This window comes from uncultured Victivallis sp., assembly GCF_944391105.1.
Taxonomy (GTDB): Bacteria; Verrucomicrobiota; Lentisphaeria; order Victivallales; family Victivallaceae; genus Victivallis.
On the sequence record NZ_CALXSK010000001.1, the window covers coordinates 35336 to 51640 of the forward strand.

The following is a 16305-nucleotide window of genomic DNA, read 5'->3' on the forward strand; positions in this document are numbered from 1 at the left end:
TGCTTTTTGCCGATTTTTTTGGTATAATAAAAATGTATTCATAATCGATACAATTTTCAAAAAGCGGCGTTGTCATGTTGAAATCCAGCAAAAGCGATGAACTTTGTGCCATGCTGCGACAGCGGATCGCCTCGATGGAAGACGGGGCTCCCTTTCCGACCGTTCGGCAGCTGATGGCGGAATATGGCGTCAGCCAGTCGACAGTGACTCCGGCGATCAATCTTCTGAAGGAAAAAGGACTGCTGAAGGCGTATGTCGGGCGCGGGAGCTTTGTGTGCAGGAAAAAGGCGGCTCCGCGGCTGCTGCTGCTCCAGAACAACTGGCCGGCGAAAATCTTCCAGCTGATGGCGGACTCGCTCCGGGAGGGGGCGGAGGCAAACGGTTTCGAGTTTGCCCACGAGCTCTACGATTATCATGAAGACATCACGCAGTCGCTGGCGAACTACGATGCGGATATCATCATTCTGGACGGGATCGCCAACGATCTTCTGACGCCCGAACAGATTCTGGCGATCTCCCGGAGTCCGGCGCCGGTGATTCTGAGCCGCAACGCGGTCCCCGTCAAGCAGATCAACTATGTGTGCGGCGACAACAGCGCCGCCGGCTCGAACATCGCGAATTACCTGATCAACATGGGGCATCGCAAACTCGGATTTCTCATCAACGAGCCGCACCTCTACACCATTGAAACCTATCGGCGCGGATTTGAAAGCTGTGCGCGGGCTCACGGGTGCAAAGTCACCGTTCTCGACTGTGAAATGCAGCCCGGCGACCGGCCTGATCAGCAGATTGAAAAATTCATAGAGGAATATGCCGCCGGGAAGTATGACTTTACCGCGCTCTTTCCGGTAAGTTGCAATGGTGCGGTCATCGCCCGCAAGTTTCTGGACCGGCACGGGATACGCGTTCCTCAGGATCTTTCCCTCATCAGCTCAGGCTGCGAAACCGGAATCGACTGGCTCACCATAGTCGATACGGGGATCGATGAGTATAAAGTCCTCATTCCCCGCATGGCGCTCGACATTTTGAACCATAAAACAAAAATTTCCCGGCAGATTGAATTTACGCAGAGACTGCTTGAAAGAAAATCCGTCCGGGCTCTGAAATCTCCCGAAACATCAACCCGCAAGACCATTTCCATGACTGTCGTCAACTGATCGAAAGGAAAACATCTGCATCGTAGCCACAATTACAGAAACAACCCGACAACCGAAATCAACACCTATCACAACCCAACAGGAAAAGGATTGCATTATGATGATCAATATCTGTAACTGTCAAAAAACACGTGCCAGGCGGGCAAAAACAACGAACTTTTTTACGCTGATTGAACTTCTTGTCGTGATTGCGATCATCGCAATTCTCGCGTCCATGCTGCTGCCGGCGTTGCAGAACGCCCGGGAACAAGGCAAGAAAATTACCTGCATCAACAATCTGAAACAGGTTTTCAGCGGTCTGGCGCAGTATGCCGGCGATTACGGCTACTACCCGGCCGCCAAACCGAAAGTAGTGGAAGGCTGCAACTGGCAGTGGTGGTACTTCAGAGTGGCACCCTACGTCGGAATGAATCCGCAACCCAAGACCTGGGAGGAAGCCTCCAGCATCCGTAACGGCGGCGTCTTCAAGTGCGCCTCTCTGCCCACGGACGGGACACTTGAATTCTGCGGATATTCAATGAATGATTTCCAGATTAATGTGGCTCAGGATGTCTTCGGGATGTCTCCGGCGGTAAAAGATCCGGGCGGCAACAACTCCTACTACGTCAAACCGGAATCGATCGCTACCAAAAACTGTACGAGCACCATCCTCAAGCCGACTCCCTCAATGCTCGTTTTCGTCTCCGAAATCGGACCGACTGATGGAAACCCGAATACAATTCAGCCGGACATCGTCGATGGCGGTTCCCTGAATATGATCGACAAGGAGTGCCTGAATCTCGACAGTTACTCGGCCTCATTCCGCCACAATGCGACCAAGCCGGTTCTCTGGTTTGACGGACACGCATCTTCCGTGCGCTACAAGGAAGTCAACTTCCAGATGTCCCATGCGCCATACATCTAATCTATTGAGTTACAAAAATTTGAGTACTAAAATAACTATGAAACGCCATCATCTTTCTGCGGCAGTGCTGCTGGCACTGTTTCTCGTTGGAATTTCAACCACGCTGCAAGCCTCGGCGCTCGCAGTCGACCTCAGTGCCGGAATCAGGAAGTACGTTCCCGGCGGCGGCGCGCCGACCGACTACCCCTTCTCCAACAACGGCGTCGAGGTGAACTGGGAGACCGGCAAATCGAAATACATCGAACTGGTGTTCAACCGTTCGCTCCCCCTCCCCGAGTTCAGCAAGGTCTCCGTCACGGCCAAGATCGAAGCGCCCGCGGGATGCCCCGTCCGCAGCATCGGGCTGCGCCTGACCGACAAGACCAACGAGACCTTCCAGTTCTCGAAGAGCATCGACTGTTCGCAGGGCGGCGTCCAGGAGGTGACCTGGGAGATCTCCGCCGGGCGCTGGCAGAACAGCTGGGGCGGCAACAACGACAAGAATCTCGACCAGCCGCTCAAAATCTACGGCATGGGCGTCGACTATTCGCAGGACGTACCCGAAGCGAACTTCCGGATTCTCTCGGTCTCCGCCGAGGTTGCGGATGCGCCGAAATCCGCGCAAACCACGGCCCCGGCGCTCGCAGTTGACCTCAGTGCCGGAGTCAAGAAGTATGTTCCCGGCGGCGGCGCGCCGACCGACTACCCCTTCTCCAACAACGGCGTCGAGGTGAACTGGGAGACCGGCAAATCGAAATACATCGAACTGGTGTTCAACCGTTCGCTCCCCCTCCCCGAGTTCAGCAAGGTCTCCGTCACGGCCAAGATCGAAGCGCCCGCGGGATGCCCCGTCCGCAGCATCGGGCTGCGCCTGACCGACAAGACCAACGAGACCTTCCAGTTCTCGAAGAGCATCGACTGTTCGCAGGGCGGCGTCCAGGAGGTGACCTGGGAGATCTCCGCCGGGCGCTGGCAGAACAGCTGGGGCGGCAACAACGACAAGAATCTCGACCAGCCGCTCAAAATCTACGGCATGGGCGTCGACTATTCGCAGGACGTACCCGAGGCGAACTTCCGGATTCTCTCGGTCACGGCAGCTGTTTCCGGAGGGGAGAAGACGGTAGCGACCCGTCCGCTCTACGGATTTGATCTCTCCAATGCGTTCAACCGTTTCTGGGGAACCGGGCGGCCCTGTCTCGGCCCGGACGGACTGCTGGTTTCCGACATCCGCGGGGAAACCTCGTTCGACGACCGGATGAGTTCTTTGTTTTTTTTTCACTCCCGGCCCGTCGCCCTCACGCTTGATGCGGCTCTGAACGCCGGAGATGTCCGGTGTTACTGGGTGTTCCGCGATGCGGCCAACAAGCAGTTCAAAACCGCGGAGCTCCCGCTGAAACAGGGAGAAAATCATCTCACCTTCCGGTTGGAGGAAACTCTTGCCGATGCCAAACTTCCGCTCCGGGTCGAACGTTTCGCGCTGGTCAACTCCGGTTCAATTCCCGGCTCGGTTCTACTGACCGGCAGCACCCTGGGCGTCGAACAGCCGCTGGTGGAAGCGGTTGATTTCGAGATTCTCACGGGCAATGCCGTCCACGTGCTGAAGTTCGGGGAAGAAAGCGCGCTCCGGTTCCGTTTCACCAACACCTCGAATCAGGCCGGAAGATTTTCCATCTCTCTTGAGTTCAAAAGTTTCACGGGGAAAACCCACGTGGAAAACTACACGGCGTCGCTCCAGCCCGGAGAATCCCGCACCTTCGCTGCGGCCTGGAAACCGGAGGAGTTCGGTCACTGGGATGTGACGGCGACCATCTCCGAAAGCGCCGCACCTCAGATGCAGAACCGGACAACACGCAGCTTCGCGTATCTGAAACCCTCGGGTCCGACTCCCGGACATGCACCGGGCTTTCTCTTCAGCGTCTGCACGCACAGCGGCCGCTGGAGCCGGGTCGATCAGCTCCGCGAGGTGGAAGCGGCATCGATCTGCGGCGTCAAAGTTGTGCGCGACAGCATCGAATGGGGTGGAATTCAGCCGCAGCGCGGAGTCTGGAATTTCGAGAAAATGGATTTTCTCGTGAATGCCTACGAAATGGTCGGCATCGAACACCAGGCGATGTTCGCCTTCACCGCGCAGTGGGCCGCCACCCCGGAACGGCAGAAGTCGAAGAACTGGCTCGACTGGAATCGCAGCATGCCTGATCTCGACGCCTGGCGCGAATATGTCCGCACCGTTGCTGACCGCTATCGCGGCCGCATCCGCTACTGGGAGGTCTGGAACGAGCCGGATCTCGGCGGCTTCAACCAGATGACGCTCGAAGAGTACGTCCAGCTCCAGAAGGCCACTTACGAGGAACTCTCCACCCACGTCCCCGAGGCGATCGTCATGACCGGCGGATTCGCAACCATGACCGACCATCCCGGAAAAAAGAGCCCGACGTTCCACCGCGATTACCTGAATCTGGCCAAAGGCGCTTTCGAGGTTCACGCCTACCATGAACACGGTTCGTTCCAGCAGTTCGCACAGGTGGTCGATGAGCGATTCCTGCCGATGCGTCGGGAGACCGGAACCACCGTACCGTGGTACTCGAATGAAACCGCGATCCATTCACTCAACGGCGCGGAACGCAATCAGGCGCTCACACTTTTCAAGAAACTGCTGTTTGCCTGGAGCCGCGGCGCCATCGGCTACACCTGGTACGATCTCCGCAACGACGGATTCGATCCGGTCGACGGGGAGCACAACTACGGGATGCTCACCAACGACTTTCAGCCCAAGCCGGTTTATTCGGTTTACAACATGCTCGCGGGCCTTTACCGTGATATGAAGTTCATCCGGCAATTTGAACTCGGAACGAACCTCTGGGCATTTGAATTCTCGAACGGCAGCGAAATCCTGATTCCGGCATGGGATGAATCGGGGTTCGGCTCGTCGCTGACGCTCGTCGTGAAATCGGATGCGGCGGCGGCTTCGACCGTTGACCTCATGGGCAATGAGAAGCCCCAGGAGCTTCTCGACGGCATGGCGCTCCTGACGCTCTCGCCGATGCCGGAAACGCTGCGGCTTTCCGGAGCGAAACATGCGGAAATCGCCGGGAGGCTGCTCGAAGTCTCCTCGGCGGGGGTGGCGATTCCGGGTCGGCCGTTCCGGTTCCGTATGAAGCTGTTCAATCCGCTCACCAGCAAGCGGACGTTCCACCTTGCCCTGCAGAACCTGCCCGGTTCGTTTCATGCGGCCGTTCCGGAACAGACCATTGCCGTTCCCGCGGGAGAAACCGCCGAAGCGGAGTTTGAACTTACGGTCGATAAAAATTTCAAGGCCGAATACGGCAGTTCCTCGTCTCTCGGCGTCGCTTACACGCTGGAAGGGACCCCGTGGCAAGGTGCGTTTTCCGTCCCGATCAACTCGGCGGTGGCGATCCCCGCCGGCATGAACTTCGAACGTGATCCTGACTTCGTTCTCGCCGACCGTTCGCAGGTCGTCTCTCTGACCGCGGCCGACCCGGCGTTGAACTTCCGCGTCTGGCGGGACGCAAATGATTTGAGTGCCAAGATCTTCCTCGGAAAAAGCAACGACGGTCTGCACCTGCGCGTGCTCGTGAAGGACGATAAACACTGCCAGCCGTTCTCCGGCAGTGAAGTCTGGAAAGGCGACAATATCCAGTTTGCGTTCCAGCTTCCGGGGCAGAGCGGACACTGGGAGTTCGGACTTTCGCTGCTCGACTCCGGGAAGCCCGAGGTCCACGTCTTCCAGACGCCCACGGGATTCGATCCGGCCGCAGTTGCACAGGCATGCCGTCTCGAAGCAAAATGCATCGGCGACGTCACGACTTACGACTTCTCGCTCCCGGAAGCGGCCGCGGGAATGACGCCGGAGATGTTCCGCAGTGGATTCCGGTTCAATCTGCTCGTGAACGACAATGACGGCGACGGCCGCGACGGCTGGATCCATATCGCGCCGGGAATCGGAGACGCCAAGAATCCGGACAAGTTCCCCTTCGTCGTATTCGACTGATCCGGAAATAAACCGGGCGGACGTTCCAGCTGGAGCGCCCGCCCATTTTTTTTGTTCCGGATATTCTTGTCCCCCAATGCGGTTCCGACCGAATCGGAGGCGGAGGATCATCGCGGGAAGAGCGCTTTCCGCAACCCCTCCCCCGTGAAGTTGAACGCAAGAACCGCAATGAAAAGCGCAATGCCGGGGAAGAGCGTCAAGTGCCAGTATTCCAGCGGATTGTCGAACGCCTGCCGCAGCAGTCCGCCCCAGCTTGCCGTCGGCGGCTGCACCCCGAATCCGAGAAAACTCAACCCGCTCTCGGAAAGAATCGCCCCCGCCACCCCAAATGTGAAACTGATGAGGATCGGTCCGGTGATGTTCGGCAGCAGATGCACCGTCATCGTCCGCCACGCGGAAATGCCGACAACCTCGCAGCTCAGAATGTACGGCAGCGCGCGCTGCTTGAGCACCTCGCCGCGCACGAGGAATGTCAATCCGATCCAGCCGGTCAGGCCGATCACCGCGATCACCACCAGAATCGACTGCTCAAACTTGCGGTCCTTCAGGATCGACATCAGAATCAGAAGCAGCAGAAACGTCGGGAAACAGAGCAGAATCTCCACGATCCGCATGACCGCCAGGTCAAACCAGCCGCGATAGTATCCCGCCATCAATCCGACCAGCGTACCGATCACCAGAGCGATTGATGTCGCAAAAAGTCCCACCGCCAGCGACGCTCGCGCCCCGTAGATCATACGGCTGGCGACGTCCCGCCCGATCTCGTCGGTGCCGAGCCAGTGCGTCCGGTTCGGCTTCTCATAGGGTGTTGCCACGATCTCGAAAGGCCCGTAGGGAATGGGCGCGAAAATCGCCCGCTCCCCCGACACAGCCACCGCTTTGCGGAAATCGGTCTTGTCGATGCGCGGCTTCGCCGTCGCAAATGGGACGATCAGCAGCGCAGCAGCTGCCGCGCAAAGAATCCAGCGCAGCAGCCTCCGCCGGAACACAAGCGCAATCACAAACGCAACCGGCAGAAAAAGAAGCGTGAAATTGAAAAACTGTTCGATCAGAAACTCCGTCGAATCCGGCGCGAACAGAAACGCCGCGAACGGGAAATACACCCCCTTTTCCCCTCCCCAGACGACGAGCGGACGCCCGTTCGCCAGAAGCGGCGCCGCAATCGCCGGAATCAGCAGCAGCAGAATTCCGATCACCCCGAACCACCCCTGGGCGTCGGAGAAAAAACGGCGCCGCGCCGTCGCAAAGAATGAGTGTCGGCCCCCCTCGCCGCCGCTCATAAAAGCCCCCGTTCACGCAGCATTTCAAGTTCTGCAACGAGGTTCGGCGTAAAAAGTTCCCGGTTTGCCGGGTCGGAGAGTTCCGCCTTCGTCCAGAAACGGATCTCGTCGATCTCCTCGGCCTGAAACCGGAACGGCCCGGCAGAGGTCAGGCCGTAAACCCGCACATCCTCCGACTCGATCGCATTGCGGATCTTCGAATCGAAGAGATACCGGAGTTCGCCGGGGAAATCCGCGACACCGAGCTCCTCGCGCAGTTCGCGCCGCGCAGCGGTGAGGTAATCCTCTCCGCAGTCGACGTGGCCACCGACGGCGGTATCCCACTTCCCCGGCTGAATGTCCTTGTTCGAGGAGCGTTTCTGCAGCAGAATCCGCTCCCCGTCGGGATGGAAGATCACAACGTGGCTCGTATGATGCAGCAGCGCCGGGTTGCCGTGGCATTCGCTGCGCAGCGCGCGCCCGACCCGGTTGCCGGCCTCATCATAGATGTCGAAATACTCCGCCATCCCGCAACTCCGAAACCGTTGTTATTTTCCGGCCTTTGCCTTGAGCCCTTCGGCGTAGGCGGCCATGTTGTCCTTGAGCTTGTCAAGGGACTTCGTAATCTCGGCAATCTCGCCCTGGATTCCCTTGGCCTTGTCGCTGAGCATATCCTTGAGCGGAATCTCCTTGAGTTCATCGGTCTTGGCGGCGAGTTCCGCGGCTTTCTCCTCGATCGCCTTCTTGTACTCGTCGATCACCTTCTGGATCTTCGCGGCATCCCAGCTCGCAATCTCCTGCTGGATCTGTTCCGGCGTCTTGTTCTCGTCGACGCTGCTGCCGCAACCGGCCAGCATACCCGCCGCAACGAACGCACACGCGAGGGTCATTGCAATCTTCTTCATAATTCCATATCCCTTCTTTTGATTCTTCCAGGTTGAACCATTCAACCGCGGATGAGTTTCAACAGTTCCTCGCGCTTCTCTTCCATCAGCGCTTTGGTGTCCGCCTCGACGATCAGCCGCAGCAGCGGCTCGGTGTTCGAGCTGCGGACGTTGAACCACCAGTTCGGATACTCCGAGGAAATGCCGTCGAGCTCATACATGTTGCCGTCGGCATACCGTTTACGGATCGCATCGAGGATCGGCTTCGTATCCGCGACCTTCGAGTTGATCTCACCGGACGAGAAGTACTTGCGCAACGGCGCAACAAGTTCGCTCACGGGTTTGTTCTTCTTGCAGACGAGATTCGCGAGCTTGATGAGCGCGAGTCCCTGGCATTCGGCAGTGAAGTTCTCCTTGAAGTAGTAGTGCCCCGAGAGTTCCCCCGCGAAAACCGCGTCGTTCTCGCGCATCTGCGCCTTGATGAACGCGTGCCCCACCCGGCTCTGAATCGCCCTGCCGCCGTTTTCGCGGATGCACTCCGGAACCGCGCGGCTGCTGCGCAGATCGTACAGAATCGTCGCGGGACCGTCCGAGAGAATGTCCTGCGCAATGAGCGCCGTGAAGAGGTCCATCGGAATGACCTCGCCCTTGTCGTCGATGAAACCGCAGCGGTCCGCATCGCCGTCGAACGCCGCACCGAAATCCGCGCCGACCTCGACCACCTTCTTCCGGATCGCGTCGAGCGTCGAGAGATGCAGCGGGTTCGCCTCGTGATTCGGGAAGGTGCCGTCGAGCGTGTCGTACATCGGAACGATGTCGAAGAGATCCGTAATTCCGCCGATCTCATAGAGCCCCATCGCGTTCGCGTAGTCGACCACGACCTTCAGCTTGCGGTCCATCTTCGCGAACTTGCGCAGAAATGCCGCATATTCCGGCTTGATGTCGTAAGTCGTGATTTTTCCAGGGGTTACATCCTTCTTCCACGCCTCGGTCTCGACGATCTTCTGGATGTCCATGATTCCGGTCGCGCCGGAAATCGGAACCGCGTTCGCCTTGCAGAGCTTGAAGCCGTTCCACTCGCCGGGGTTATGACTCGCGGTGATCATCACGCTGCCGTCCGCCTTCAGCGTGCCGTTCGCAAAATAGCTCTGCGGCGTCGAGCAGAGACCGATGTCGATCACATCCGCCCCCTGTTCGGTCATCCCCTTCGCCAGCGCCTGAAACAGCGGCTCCGAGTGCGGGCGCATGTCACGGCCGACCACAACCTTCTTCGCGCCGGTGAACGTGATGTACGCACGGCCGATCTTCTCTGCCATGGCGGCGTCGAGGTCGACCGGATAGATCCCGCGGATGTCGTATGCTTTGAAAATACCAGACATGTTTGTTTCTCCTTCTTCTATCGGGTTAAAAAACTCATCAATTTCCGTTTCCAGCCGGTGAACGGCGGATAGCGGACCGGCCAGTCGACCAGCGTCGACTGCTTCATCACCGGCTTATAATGAGTGAATGTATCAAACGTATATTTTCCATGATAACGGCCGATGCCGCTCGCGCCAACCCCGCCGAACGGCAACCCCGGACTGATGAAGTGCATCACCACATCATCGAATACCACAGCCCCGGAACTCGTGGTTTCCAGCAGCATTTTCCGAAACGCGCGACTCCCGCCGAAACAATAGAGCGCCAGCGGTTTCGGACGCCCCTTCAGCTTCGAAAACAGATCCTCTTCGGAATAAAATTCCATCACCGGCAGAATCGGCCCGAAGATCTCATGCTCCATAAGCGGATCCTCCCACGTAATCCCGTCGATCACGGTCGGAGCAATGCAGAAGCGGTTCGGATTGCGCTCCCCGCCCGCAACAAGCCGGCCGTGATCCGCAAGTTTCGCAAGCCGTTCATACTGCTTCTCATCGATAATCCACGGATAATCAGAGTTGTTCACCGGATCATCCCCGTAAAATTCCCGGATCCTCCGGCGCAGCTCAAGTAGAAACGTCTCCCGCACCTCGTGCTGCACAAGCAGATAATCCGGCGCGATGCAGGTCTGCCCCGCATTCGTGAACTTGCCCCAGGCGATCCGTTTCGCCGCAAGCGCAAGATCGGCCCCCCGGCAGACGATGCACGGACTCTTGCCGCCGAGTTCCAGCGTGACCGGCGTCAATGTCCGGGCGGCGGCCTCGTAAACACGCCGGCCTGCGGCCTCGCCGCCCGTAAAAAAGATGTAGTCGAACTTCTCGTTCAGAAGCTCGTCGAATCCCAACTCCGAATGGACGGCGATCATTTCGCCGTTCGGGAAACACTCTTCGACCATCCACAGCAGGAACTGCGTCGTACGCTGCGACTTTTCCGGGAGCTTGAGCACAACCCGGTTCCCGGCCGCAAGCGCCCCCGCCGCCGGTTCAAGCGCCAGCAACAGGGGGTAGTTCCAGGTTGCGAACACCAGAACCTGCCCGTAGGGCTCCGCCACAATTCTCCCCCGCGCCGGAAAATTCAACATCGACACGCCCGCACGCTTCGGTTTCGCAAAGCGCGGCAGATTCCGGATCATGAAGCGGAGCGCATCGCACGCGGGCATGAATTCCGTCATCGCCGCCTCGAACTGTGACTTGTGCAGATCGGCATTCAAAGCGGAATAGACCTTGTCCCGGTTCGCACGCAGAAAATCGAGCATGTGCCGCAGCATTTCACGGCGGCGACGCACCGAGTCGCGTCCGCCGGCCAGGAAAAACTCCCGGTTCGCGGCGATCGCCGCAAGAACCGCGTCCCGCTCCCTGCCGGAACCCTTTTCCCCCATATTCATCGCAGATACCGTCTCCTGACCCGCGTGCCGATCGAACAGAGAATGTCATAGGCGTGAGTCCCCTTCAGCTGCGCCCAGTCGTCCAGCGTGATCCGCTGACCTCCCTGCGTGCCGACGCAGACCACCTCATCCCCGGGTTGCGCCTCCGGCGCGTTTTCAAGCGAAATCGTCGTATAATCCATCGAAATCCGCCCCAGCACCGGGCAGAGCTGCCCGTTCACAAGCACGTATCCACGATTCGACAATGCCAGCGGCAGCCCGTCCGCATATCCCGCCGCAATCGTTCCGACCCGCGTGTCGCGCAGCAGCCGGTGCATGCGCCCGTAGCCGATCGAAGCTCCCTTCGAAAGCGTACGCACCGCCGCGAGCTTCGTCTTGAGCTCCACCACCGGCGAGAGCCGCATCGACGGATGCACCTCCGGGTCGTAATAACCATACAAATTGATCCCGCATCGCGCCAGCGTGAACGGCAACTTCGTGCTCTCCGGGAAGTTGTTCAACGCATCGGACGCGGCAATGTGCACCAGCGGGAATGTCATCCCCTCCGCCGCAAGCTCCGCGAGCAGCGCCTTGAACGAAGCGAGCTGACCGAGCGTATAATCGTCGTGTCGCAGAAACGCGTTCGAACAGTGCGAATAGATCCCTTCGAGCACCAGATTCGGCAGAGCACGCATCGCAAGAATCTCTTTCGCCGCAGTCGCCGCCGGCATTCCAAGCCGCCCCATTCCGGTATCAACCGTTACGGCGCACCGCACCGTCCGCTTCTGTCGAACCGCCTCGGCACTGATCTTTCCCGCCATGCCGAGATCATTCAGCGGGCAGACCACGCCGTGCTCCACCGCCGGCGCGATCTCGTTCGGCAGCAGATTCCCGAGAATCTGCACCGGCAACCCGAGATCGACCAGCTCCAGCGCCTCGTTGATCTCCGCCACACCGAAACAGGCCGCCCCGGCGTCCCGGACAACTTCCGCCACGGGCTGCACTCCGAGCCCGTAGGCGTTCGCCTTCAGCACGGCCATGAGTTTCGCGGGAGCGACACGCCGCCGAATTTCGTGGACATTCTCCGCAAGTTTCTTCAAATCAACTTCAAGATTGACTCGACTCTCCTGTTCCATCTTCACCACCATCTGCGCATCCGGCGTCCTCCCGCAGGCGCGGGAGAATCCGCCGTCAAAACCGATTACTTCGCATACTCCACAGAGCGGGTTTCGCGGATGATCGTCACCTTGATCTGGCCCGGATAGGTCATCTCCTTTTCGATCCGTCCGCAGATATCGCGGGCAAGAATCTGCGCCTCGCCCTCGCTGACCTTCTCCGGGATCACCACCACGCGGATCTCGCGCCCCGCCTGCAACGCAAAACAGGACTCGACCCCCGCAAATTCGTGTGCAATCGACTCAAGCTGCTCCAGACGCTTCAGATAAAGTTCCGTCGTCTCGCTGCGGGCGCCCGGACGCGACGCGCTCAACGTATCGCAGGCGCTGATCAGAATGTCGTACAGACTGTCCGGCTCGATCTCACCATGGTGGGCCGCAACCGCGTGAACCACATCCTTGGCCTCGTTGTGCTTGCGCAGCAGATCCGCACCGATCTGCGCATGCGGCCCCTCGACCTCGTGGTCGATCGCCTTGCCGAGGTCGTGAAAGAGTCCGATCCGCTTCGCCTTCTGCTCGTCGAGCCCGATCTCCGCCGCGATCATCCCCATGAAATACGCCGTCTCGAGAGAATGCTGCAACACGTTCTGCGAAAAGCTGTAACGATATTTCAAACGTCCGAGCAGCTTCATGATCTGCGGCGAAACGCCCTGAATGCCGGTCTCCAGCACAGCCGCCTCGCCGACCTGGTAGAGCTCCTCCTCGAGTTCCTTGCCGATCTTCTTGGCGAGCTCTTCGACGCGGGTCGGGTGAATCCGCCCGTCGCTGATGAGCCGCTCCATCAACTGCCGCGCAACCTCCTTGCGAACCGGATCGAAGCAGCTGATCACCACCGCTTCCGGCGTGTCGTCGATCAGAATGCTCACCCCCGTCGCCGCCTCGATCGCACGAATGTTGCGCCCCTCCCGGCCAATGATCCGCCCCTTCATCTCGTCATTCGGCAGCGGAATCGTCGCAGTCGTGCGCTCGTAGGTGCAGTCACTCGCATAACGCTGAATCGCATAAGTCAGAATCCGGCGCGCCTCGCGTTCGCTCCTGGCCTTCGCCTCCTCAAGCTGATTCCGGACCATGAGGCCGGACTCGTTCTTGATTTCATTTTTGAGTTTCTCAAGCAGCATCCCGCGCGCTTCCTCGCGCCCGAGCTGCGCAATGCGCTCAAGTTCATCGATCTGCCGGGAAATGCTCTTCGACAGCTCCTGCTCGCGGTTCGAAAGCCGTTCACGCAGCGTTTCGATCTCCTTTTCCTGCTTTTCAAGATTTTTCGCCTTGGCGTCCATCGAATCGGCGCGGCGGTCGAGCAGCTCCTCGCGCTGGGCGAGCCGCTTCTCATTGCTCGCCTGTTCGCGACGGCGCTCCTTGATCTCCTGTTCGCAGTCCTCGCGCATCTTCAGCGTCTCGCCCTTTGCGGAAACGCGGGCGTCACGCAGAATATGTTCGGCCTCGCGCTGCGCATCCTGCCGGATCTTGTCGGCCGCCTTGCTCGCAACCCCCTTCTGCATTTTCTGAATCCAGGTGTTCAAAAAAATACCTGCTGCGATGCCCATCACACAGAAAATGCACGCCACCGCAATCAGCGCCCAGTAGGAGACGACTCCCCCCCCGGTCACAAGATCCGGCTCCGCAACCCCGATCGACACCCGGGCTGCCGCTGCCCACAAAAGTTTGTCCATTCCCTCTTCCCTTTTCCATTGCGGGCCCTCCCCCCCCCGGAAGCGCCCTTGTCAAAAAAAATTATAAAAACTCCAGGATCTCTTTCTCCGTCACCGCAAAATCGACCGGCCGGTCGTGCGGTTCCCGAGGAAGACTCTCCGTCAACTGACAGCCGTAGACAACCGCGACGACCGCCCCGCTCTCCCCGGCCAGCATCCGGTCGTAAAACCCTCCGCCGCGCCCGAGCCTGACTCCCCGGCGGTCACACGCCACCGCCGGCGTCAGAATAAGCATTTGCGCCAGAATTCCGGCCGGCGCCGCCGGAAGCTCCGGACGGGGTTCGAGAAGCCCGAACTTCGCCCTGACGAGCTCGCTGCCGGGCTCTTCCACCCCGGCCAGCTCATATTCGTTTCCCTCCGCCACATAGCGCGGAAAGTAAAACCGTTTTCCCTTTTCGTTCAAAAGCGAACTCAGATCCGGCTCTGTTCCGTCGGTGGCGTAGAGCGCCACATGTTCCGCCTCGCGATAGCACGCCATACTGCGGATGTTCCGACAGATCGCCGCATCAGCCGCGCGCCGCTCCTCCGGACCGATCGCACGCCGCAGCGCCAGAAACCGGGAACGCAACTCCTTCTTATCCAATCTATCCATTCGCGGCGACCTCTTTTCTGTACTGCCGGAGACTGCGCCAGTACTCGACCCGCTCCCGAATCTTCGACTCGTACCCGATCTGCCCGGGTTCGTAGTAGCGTTTTTCGACCGTCAGATACTCCTGATCGGCGAATCCGCCGGTATCGTGCGGATTCACATAACCCGTCCCGTGCCCGAGCAAGGCCGCCCCTTTGTAGTGCGCGTCCCGCAACGCGAACGGCACCGGCAGAACCCGTTTTTTTTCGACATCCTCCGCTGCCAGCTCCCCCGCCCGGAAGGATGCGTTGCTCTTCGGGGCCGTCGCACAATAGGTCACGGCCTGCGATAGAATGATCCTCGCCTCCGGAAGCCCGATCATCTCAACCGCGCGCATCGCATCGACCGCAACCGAAAGCGCCCGCGGATCGGCATTCCCGACATCCTCCGAGGCGAAGATCACGATCCGCCTCGCGATGAAGCGGATATCCTCCCCCGCCTGAAGCATCAGCGCCAGATAGTAAAGCGCCGCATCCGGATCACTTCCCCGCATGCTCTTGATGAAGGCCGAGGCCGTATCGTAGTGCCCGTCATCGCCGTAGGAAACCATCTTGCGCTGGACGGAAGCCTCCACCGCGGCGACGCCAACCCGAACCACGCCGTCCGGATCGGCCGGCGTGGTCAATACGGCGATTTCGAGCGCATTGAGCGTCCGCCGCGCATCCCCCTCGCAAACCGCGGCGAGAAACGCCGCCGCCTCGTCGGCCAATTCGATGTTCCGCCCCGCAAATCCGCGCTCATCGGCAAGGGCGTTCGCAATCAGCCGGAGCACTTCGGCTTCCGCAAGCGGCCGAAGTTCGAACACCAGCGAACGCGAAAGCAGCGCGCCGACCACATGAAACTGCGGATTGAACGTGGTCGCTCCGACCAGGCGAACGTTCCCGTTCTCCACATCCGGCAGCAGGGAGTCCTGCTGCGACCGGCTGAAACGATGGATCTCGTCGACGAAAAGGATCGTTCTGCGACCGCCGGAGCGCCTGCGGGCCACCGCGGCAGTGATCTCACGCCGGATATCCGCCACGCTTGAAGTCACCCCGGAAAGCCGGACGAACACCGAATTGCTCAAATTCGCGATGATCTCCGCAAGAGAGGTTTTCCCGGTTCCGGGCGGCCCGTAGAGAATGATCGAGCTGAAACGGTCCGATTCGATCGCCCGGCGGAGCAGACAGCCGCTCCCGAGCAGATGTTCCTGACCGATGTATTCGGAGAGCGAACGGGGACGCAGACGCGCGGCCAGCGGCATGTCCAGCCGGAGAGTTCCCTCTCCGACGGTGGCGGGCCGCGCCTCGTCGCTCCATTCAAACAGACCATCTTCCATTTCTGCGATTCTCCGAAAAACAGTTCCTTACCTGCAATGCGAAGAATCCGGAAAAAGAGATGACCGAACCAGCCCGGCAGGGCAGACGGGTACGCACCTGAAAACCCGCCCGGCGCCCGGGGAAATCCCCCGTTCTCCGTTCCGTCACGACACGCCTCCGGCATTGGAAGCGCCTATGTGAAGGCGGAGATGGTCCGCCGTGCCCCTCTCATCCTGTTCCGGTCGCGCAACCGCGACCTTCGCATTGTTTTATTCCACGCGGCTCCGCCGGAGCGGTCCGCTATCTAAAAAGCGCACAATTCAACGCTTCTAATATTATAGCACAAAATGCGGCAGAATAAAAATCCCTTTCCCCCGGTTTCCATAAAAAAACCGAAAAAAAATCAGACCGCCTCCCTTTCCTTATCCGAAATCGGCGGCGTCCATGGCAGGACCGGCCTCTCCCCCCCAACGCATCCTCCATGCGCCTCCTCTGCCACCGCGGGGATTCACAATGCGAATCAA

12 protein-coding genes are annotated in these 16305 nt (G+C 59.4%); 3 read left to right on the plus strand and 9 right to left on the minus strand.

The features are described from left to right. Window positions 1–74: 74 nt before the first annotated feature. From Q0K10_RS00145 to Q0K10_RS00155, 3 genes are all read left to right on the plus strand, one after another. The gene (locus Q0K10_RS00145) at window positions 75–1157 is read left to right on the plus strand and encodes a GntR family transcriptional regulator (RefSeq protein ID WP_294501564.1); all 1083 of its coding nucleotides are present in this window, start codon (window positions 75–77) and stop codon (window positions 1155–1157) included. A 97-nt stretch (window positions 1158–1254) separates the two neighbouring features. Further along, window positions 1255–2061: a type II secretion system protein gene (locus Q0K10_RS00150; RefSeq protein ID WP_294501567.1), complete on the plus strand. Its 807-nt coding sequence runs from the start codon at window positions 1255–1257 to the stop codon at window positions 2059–2061. 37 nt (window positions 2062–2098) lie between these two features. Beyond that, window positions 2099–6049 (plus strand): hypothetical protein, encoded by a 3951-nt coding sequence (locus Q0K10_RS00155; RefSeq protein ID WP_294501569.1) that lies wholly within the window; start codon window positions 2099–2101, stop codon window positions 6047–6049. A 107-nt stretch (window positions 6050–6156) separates the two neighbouring features. Here Q0K10_RS00155 and Q0K10_RS00160 read toward each other — a convergent pair whose 3' ends face one another. The 9 genes from Q0K10_RS00160 to Q0K10_RS00200 form a co-directional block, all read right to left on the minus strand. Then, window positions 6157–7329 (minus strand): ABC transporter permease, encoded by a 1173-nt coding sequence (locus Q0K10_RS00160; RefSeq protein ID WP_294501572.1) that lies wholly within the window; start codon window positions 7327–7329, stop codon window positions 6157–6159. After that, window positions 7326–7835 (minus strand): NUDIX domain-containing protein, encoded by a 510-nt coding sequence (locus Q0K10_RS00165; protein ID WP_294501575.1) that lies wholly within the window; start codon window positions 7833–7835, stop codon window positions 7326–7328. The genes Q0K10_RS00160 and Q0K10_RS00165 overlap by 4 nt, the downstream gene beginning before the upstream one ends. Window positions 7836–7856: 21 nt before the next feature. Continuing rightward, window positions 7857–8213: a hypothetical protein gene (locus tag Q0K10_RS00170; protein ID WP_294501578.1), complete on the minus strand. Its 357-nt coding sequence runs from the start codon at window positions 8211–8213 to the stop codon at window positions 7857–7859. 41 nt (window positions 8214–8254) lie between these two features. Further along, on the minus strand, window positions 8255–9571 hold the full coding sequence (locus tag Q0K10_RS00175; protein WP_294501580.1) for a phosphomannomutase/phosphoglucomutase: 1317 nt from the start codon (window positions 9569–9571) through the stop codon (window positions 8255–8257). A gap of 17 nt (window positions 9572–9588) precedes the next feature. After that, entirely contained in the window at window positions 9589–10992 is a 1404-nt protein-coding gene (locus Q0K10_RS00180; RefSeq protein WP_294501583.1) for an aldehyde dehydrogenase family protein, read from the minus strand. Further along, window positions 10989–12119 carry an alanine racemase gene (gene alr / locus Q0K10_RS00185; RefSeq protein WP_294501586.1) on the minus strand — a complete coding sequence of 377 codons (1131 nt, stop codon included), beginning with the start codon at window positions 12117–12119 and terminating at the stop codon, window positions 10989–10991. Before alr ends, Q0K10_RS00180 begins: the two co-directional genes overlap by 4 nt. Before the next feature lie 53 nt (window positions 12120–12172). Beyond that, complete coding sequence (gene rny / locus Q0K10_RS00190; RefSeq protein WP_294501589.1) at window positions 12173–13816, minus strand: ribonuclease Y; 1644 nt, start codon at window positions 13814–13816, stop codon at window positions 12173–12175. 61 nt (window positions 13817–13877) lie between these two features. Beyond that, a complete protein-coding gene (locus Q0K10_RS00195; RefSeq protein WP_294501591.1) occupies window positions 13878–14447 on the minus strand; it encodes a 5-formyltetrahydrofolate cyclo-ligase in 570 nt (189 codons plus the stop codon). Further along, a complete protein-coding gene (locus Q0K10_RS00200) occupies window positions 14440–15801 on the minus strand; it encodes a replication-associated recombination protein A (RefSeq protein ID WP_294501593.1) in 1362 nt (453 codons plus the stop codon). Before Q0K10_RS00200 ends, Q0K10_RS00195 begins: the two co-directional genes overlap by 8 nt. Window positions 15802–16305 lie beyond the last annotated feature (504 nt).

Excerpts from the sequence above, each read along its gene's own strand:
- alr (WP_294501586.1), bottom strand. The coding sequence starts at position 12,119 with ATGGTGGTGAAGATGGAACAGGAGAGTCGAGTCAATCTTGAAGTTGAT.
- Q0K10_RS00145 (WP_294501564.1), top strand. The coding sequence starts at position 75 with ATGTTGAAATCCAGCAAAAGCGATGAACTTTGTGCCATGCTGCGACAG.
- Q0K10_RS00155 (WP_294501569.1), top strand. The coding sequence starts at position 2,099 with ATGAAACGCCATCATCTTTCTGCGGCAGTGCTGCTGGCACTGTTTCTC.
- Q0K10_RS00200 (WP_294501593.1), bottom strand. The coding sequence starts at position 15,801 with ATGGAAGATGGTCTGTTTGAATGGAGCGACGAGGCGCGGCCCGCCACC.
- Q0K10_RS00175 (WP_294501580.1), bottom strand. The coding sequence starts at position 9,571 with ATGTCTGGTATTTTCAAAGCATACGACATCCGCGGGATCTATCCGGTC.
- Q0K10_RS00195 (WP_294501591.1), bottom strand. The coding sequence starts at position 14,447 with ATGGATAGATTGGATAAGAAGGAGTTGCGTTCCCGGTTTCTGGCGCTG.
- Q0K10_RS00150 (WP_294501567.1), top strand. The coding sequence starts at position 1,255 with ATGATGATCAATATCTGTAACTGTCAAAAAACACGTGCCAGGCGGGCA.
- Q0K10_RS00165 (WP_294501575.1), bottom strand. The coding sequence starts at position 7,835 with ATGGCGGAGTATTTCGACATCTATGATGAGGCCGGCAACCGGGTCGGG.
- Q0K10_RS00180 (WP_294501583.1), bottom strand. The coding sequence starts at position 10,992 with ATGAATATGGGGGAAAAGGGTTCCGGCAGGGAGCGGGACGCGGTTCTT.
- Q0K10_RS00160 (WP_294501572.1), bottom strand. The coding sequence starts at position 7,329 with ATGAGCGGCGGCGAGGGGGGCCGACACTCATTCTTTGCGACGGCGCGG.
- Q0K10_RS00170 (WP_294501578.1), bottom strand. The coding sequence starts at position 8,213 with ATGAAGAAGATTGCAATGACCCTCGCGTGTGCGTTCGTTGCGGCGGGT.
- rny (WP_294501589.1), bottom strand. The coding sequence starts at position 13,816 with ATGGACAAACTTTTGTGGGCAGCGGCAGCCCGGGTGTCGATCGGGGTT.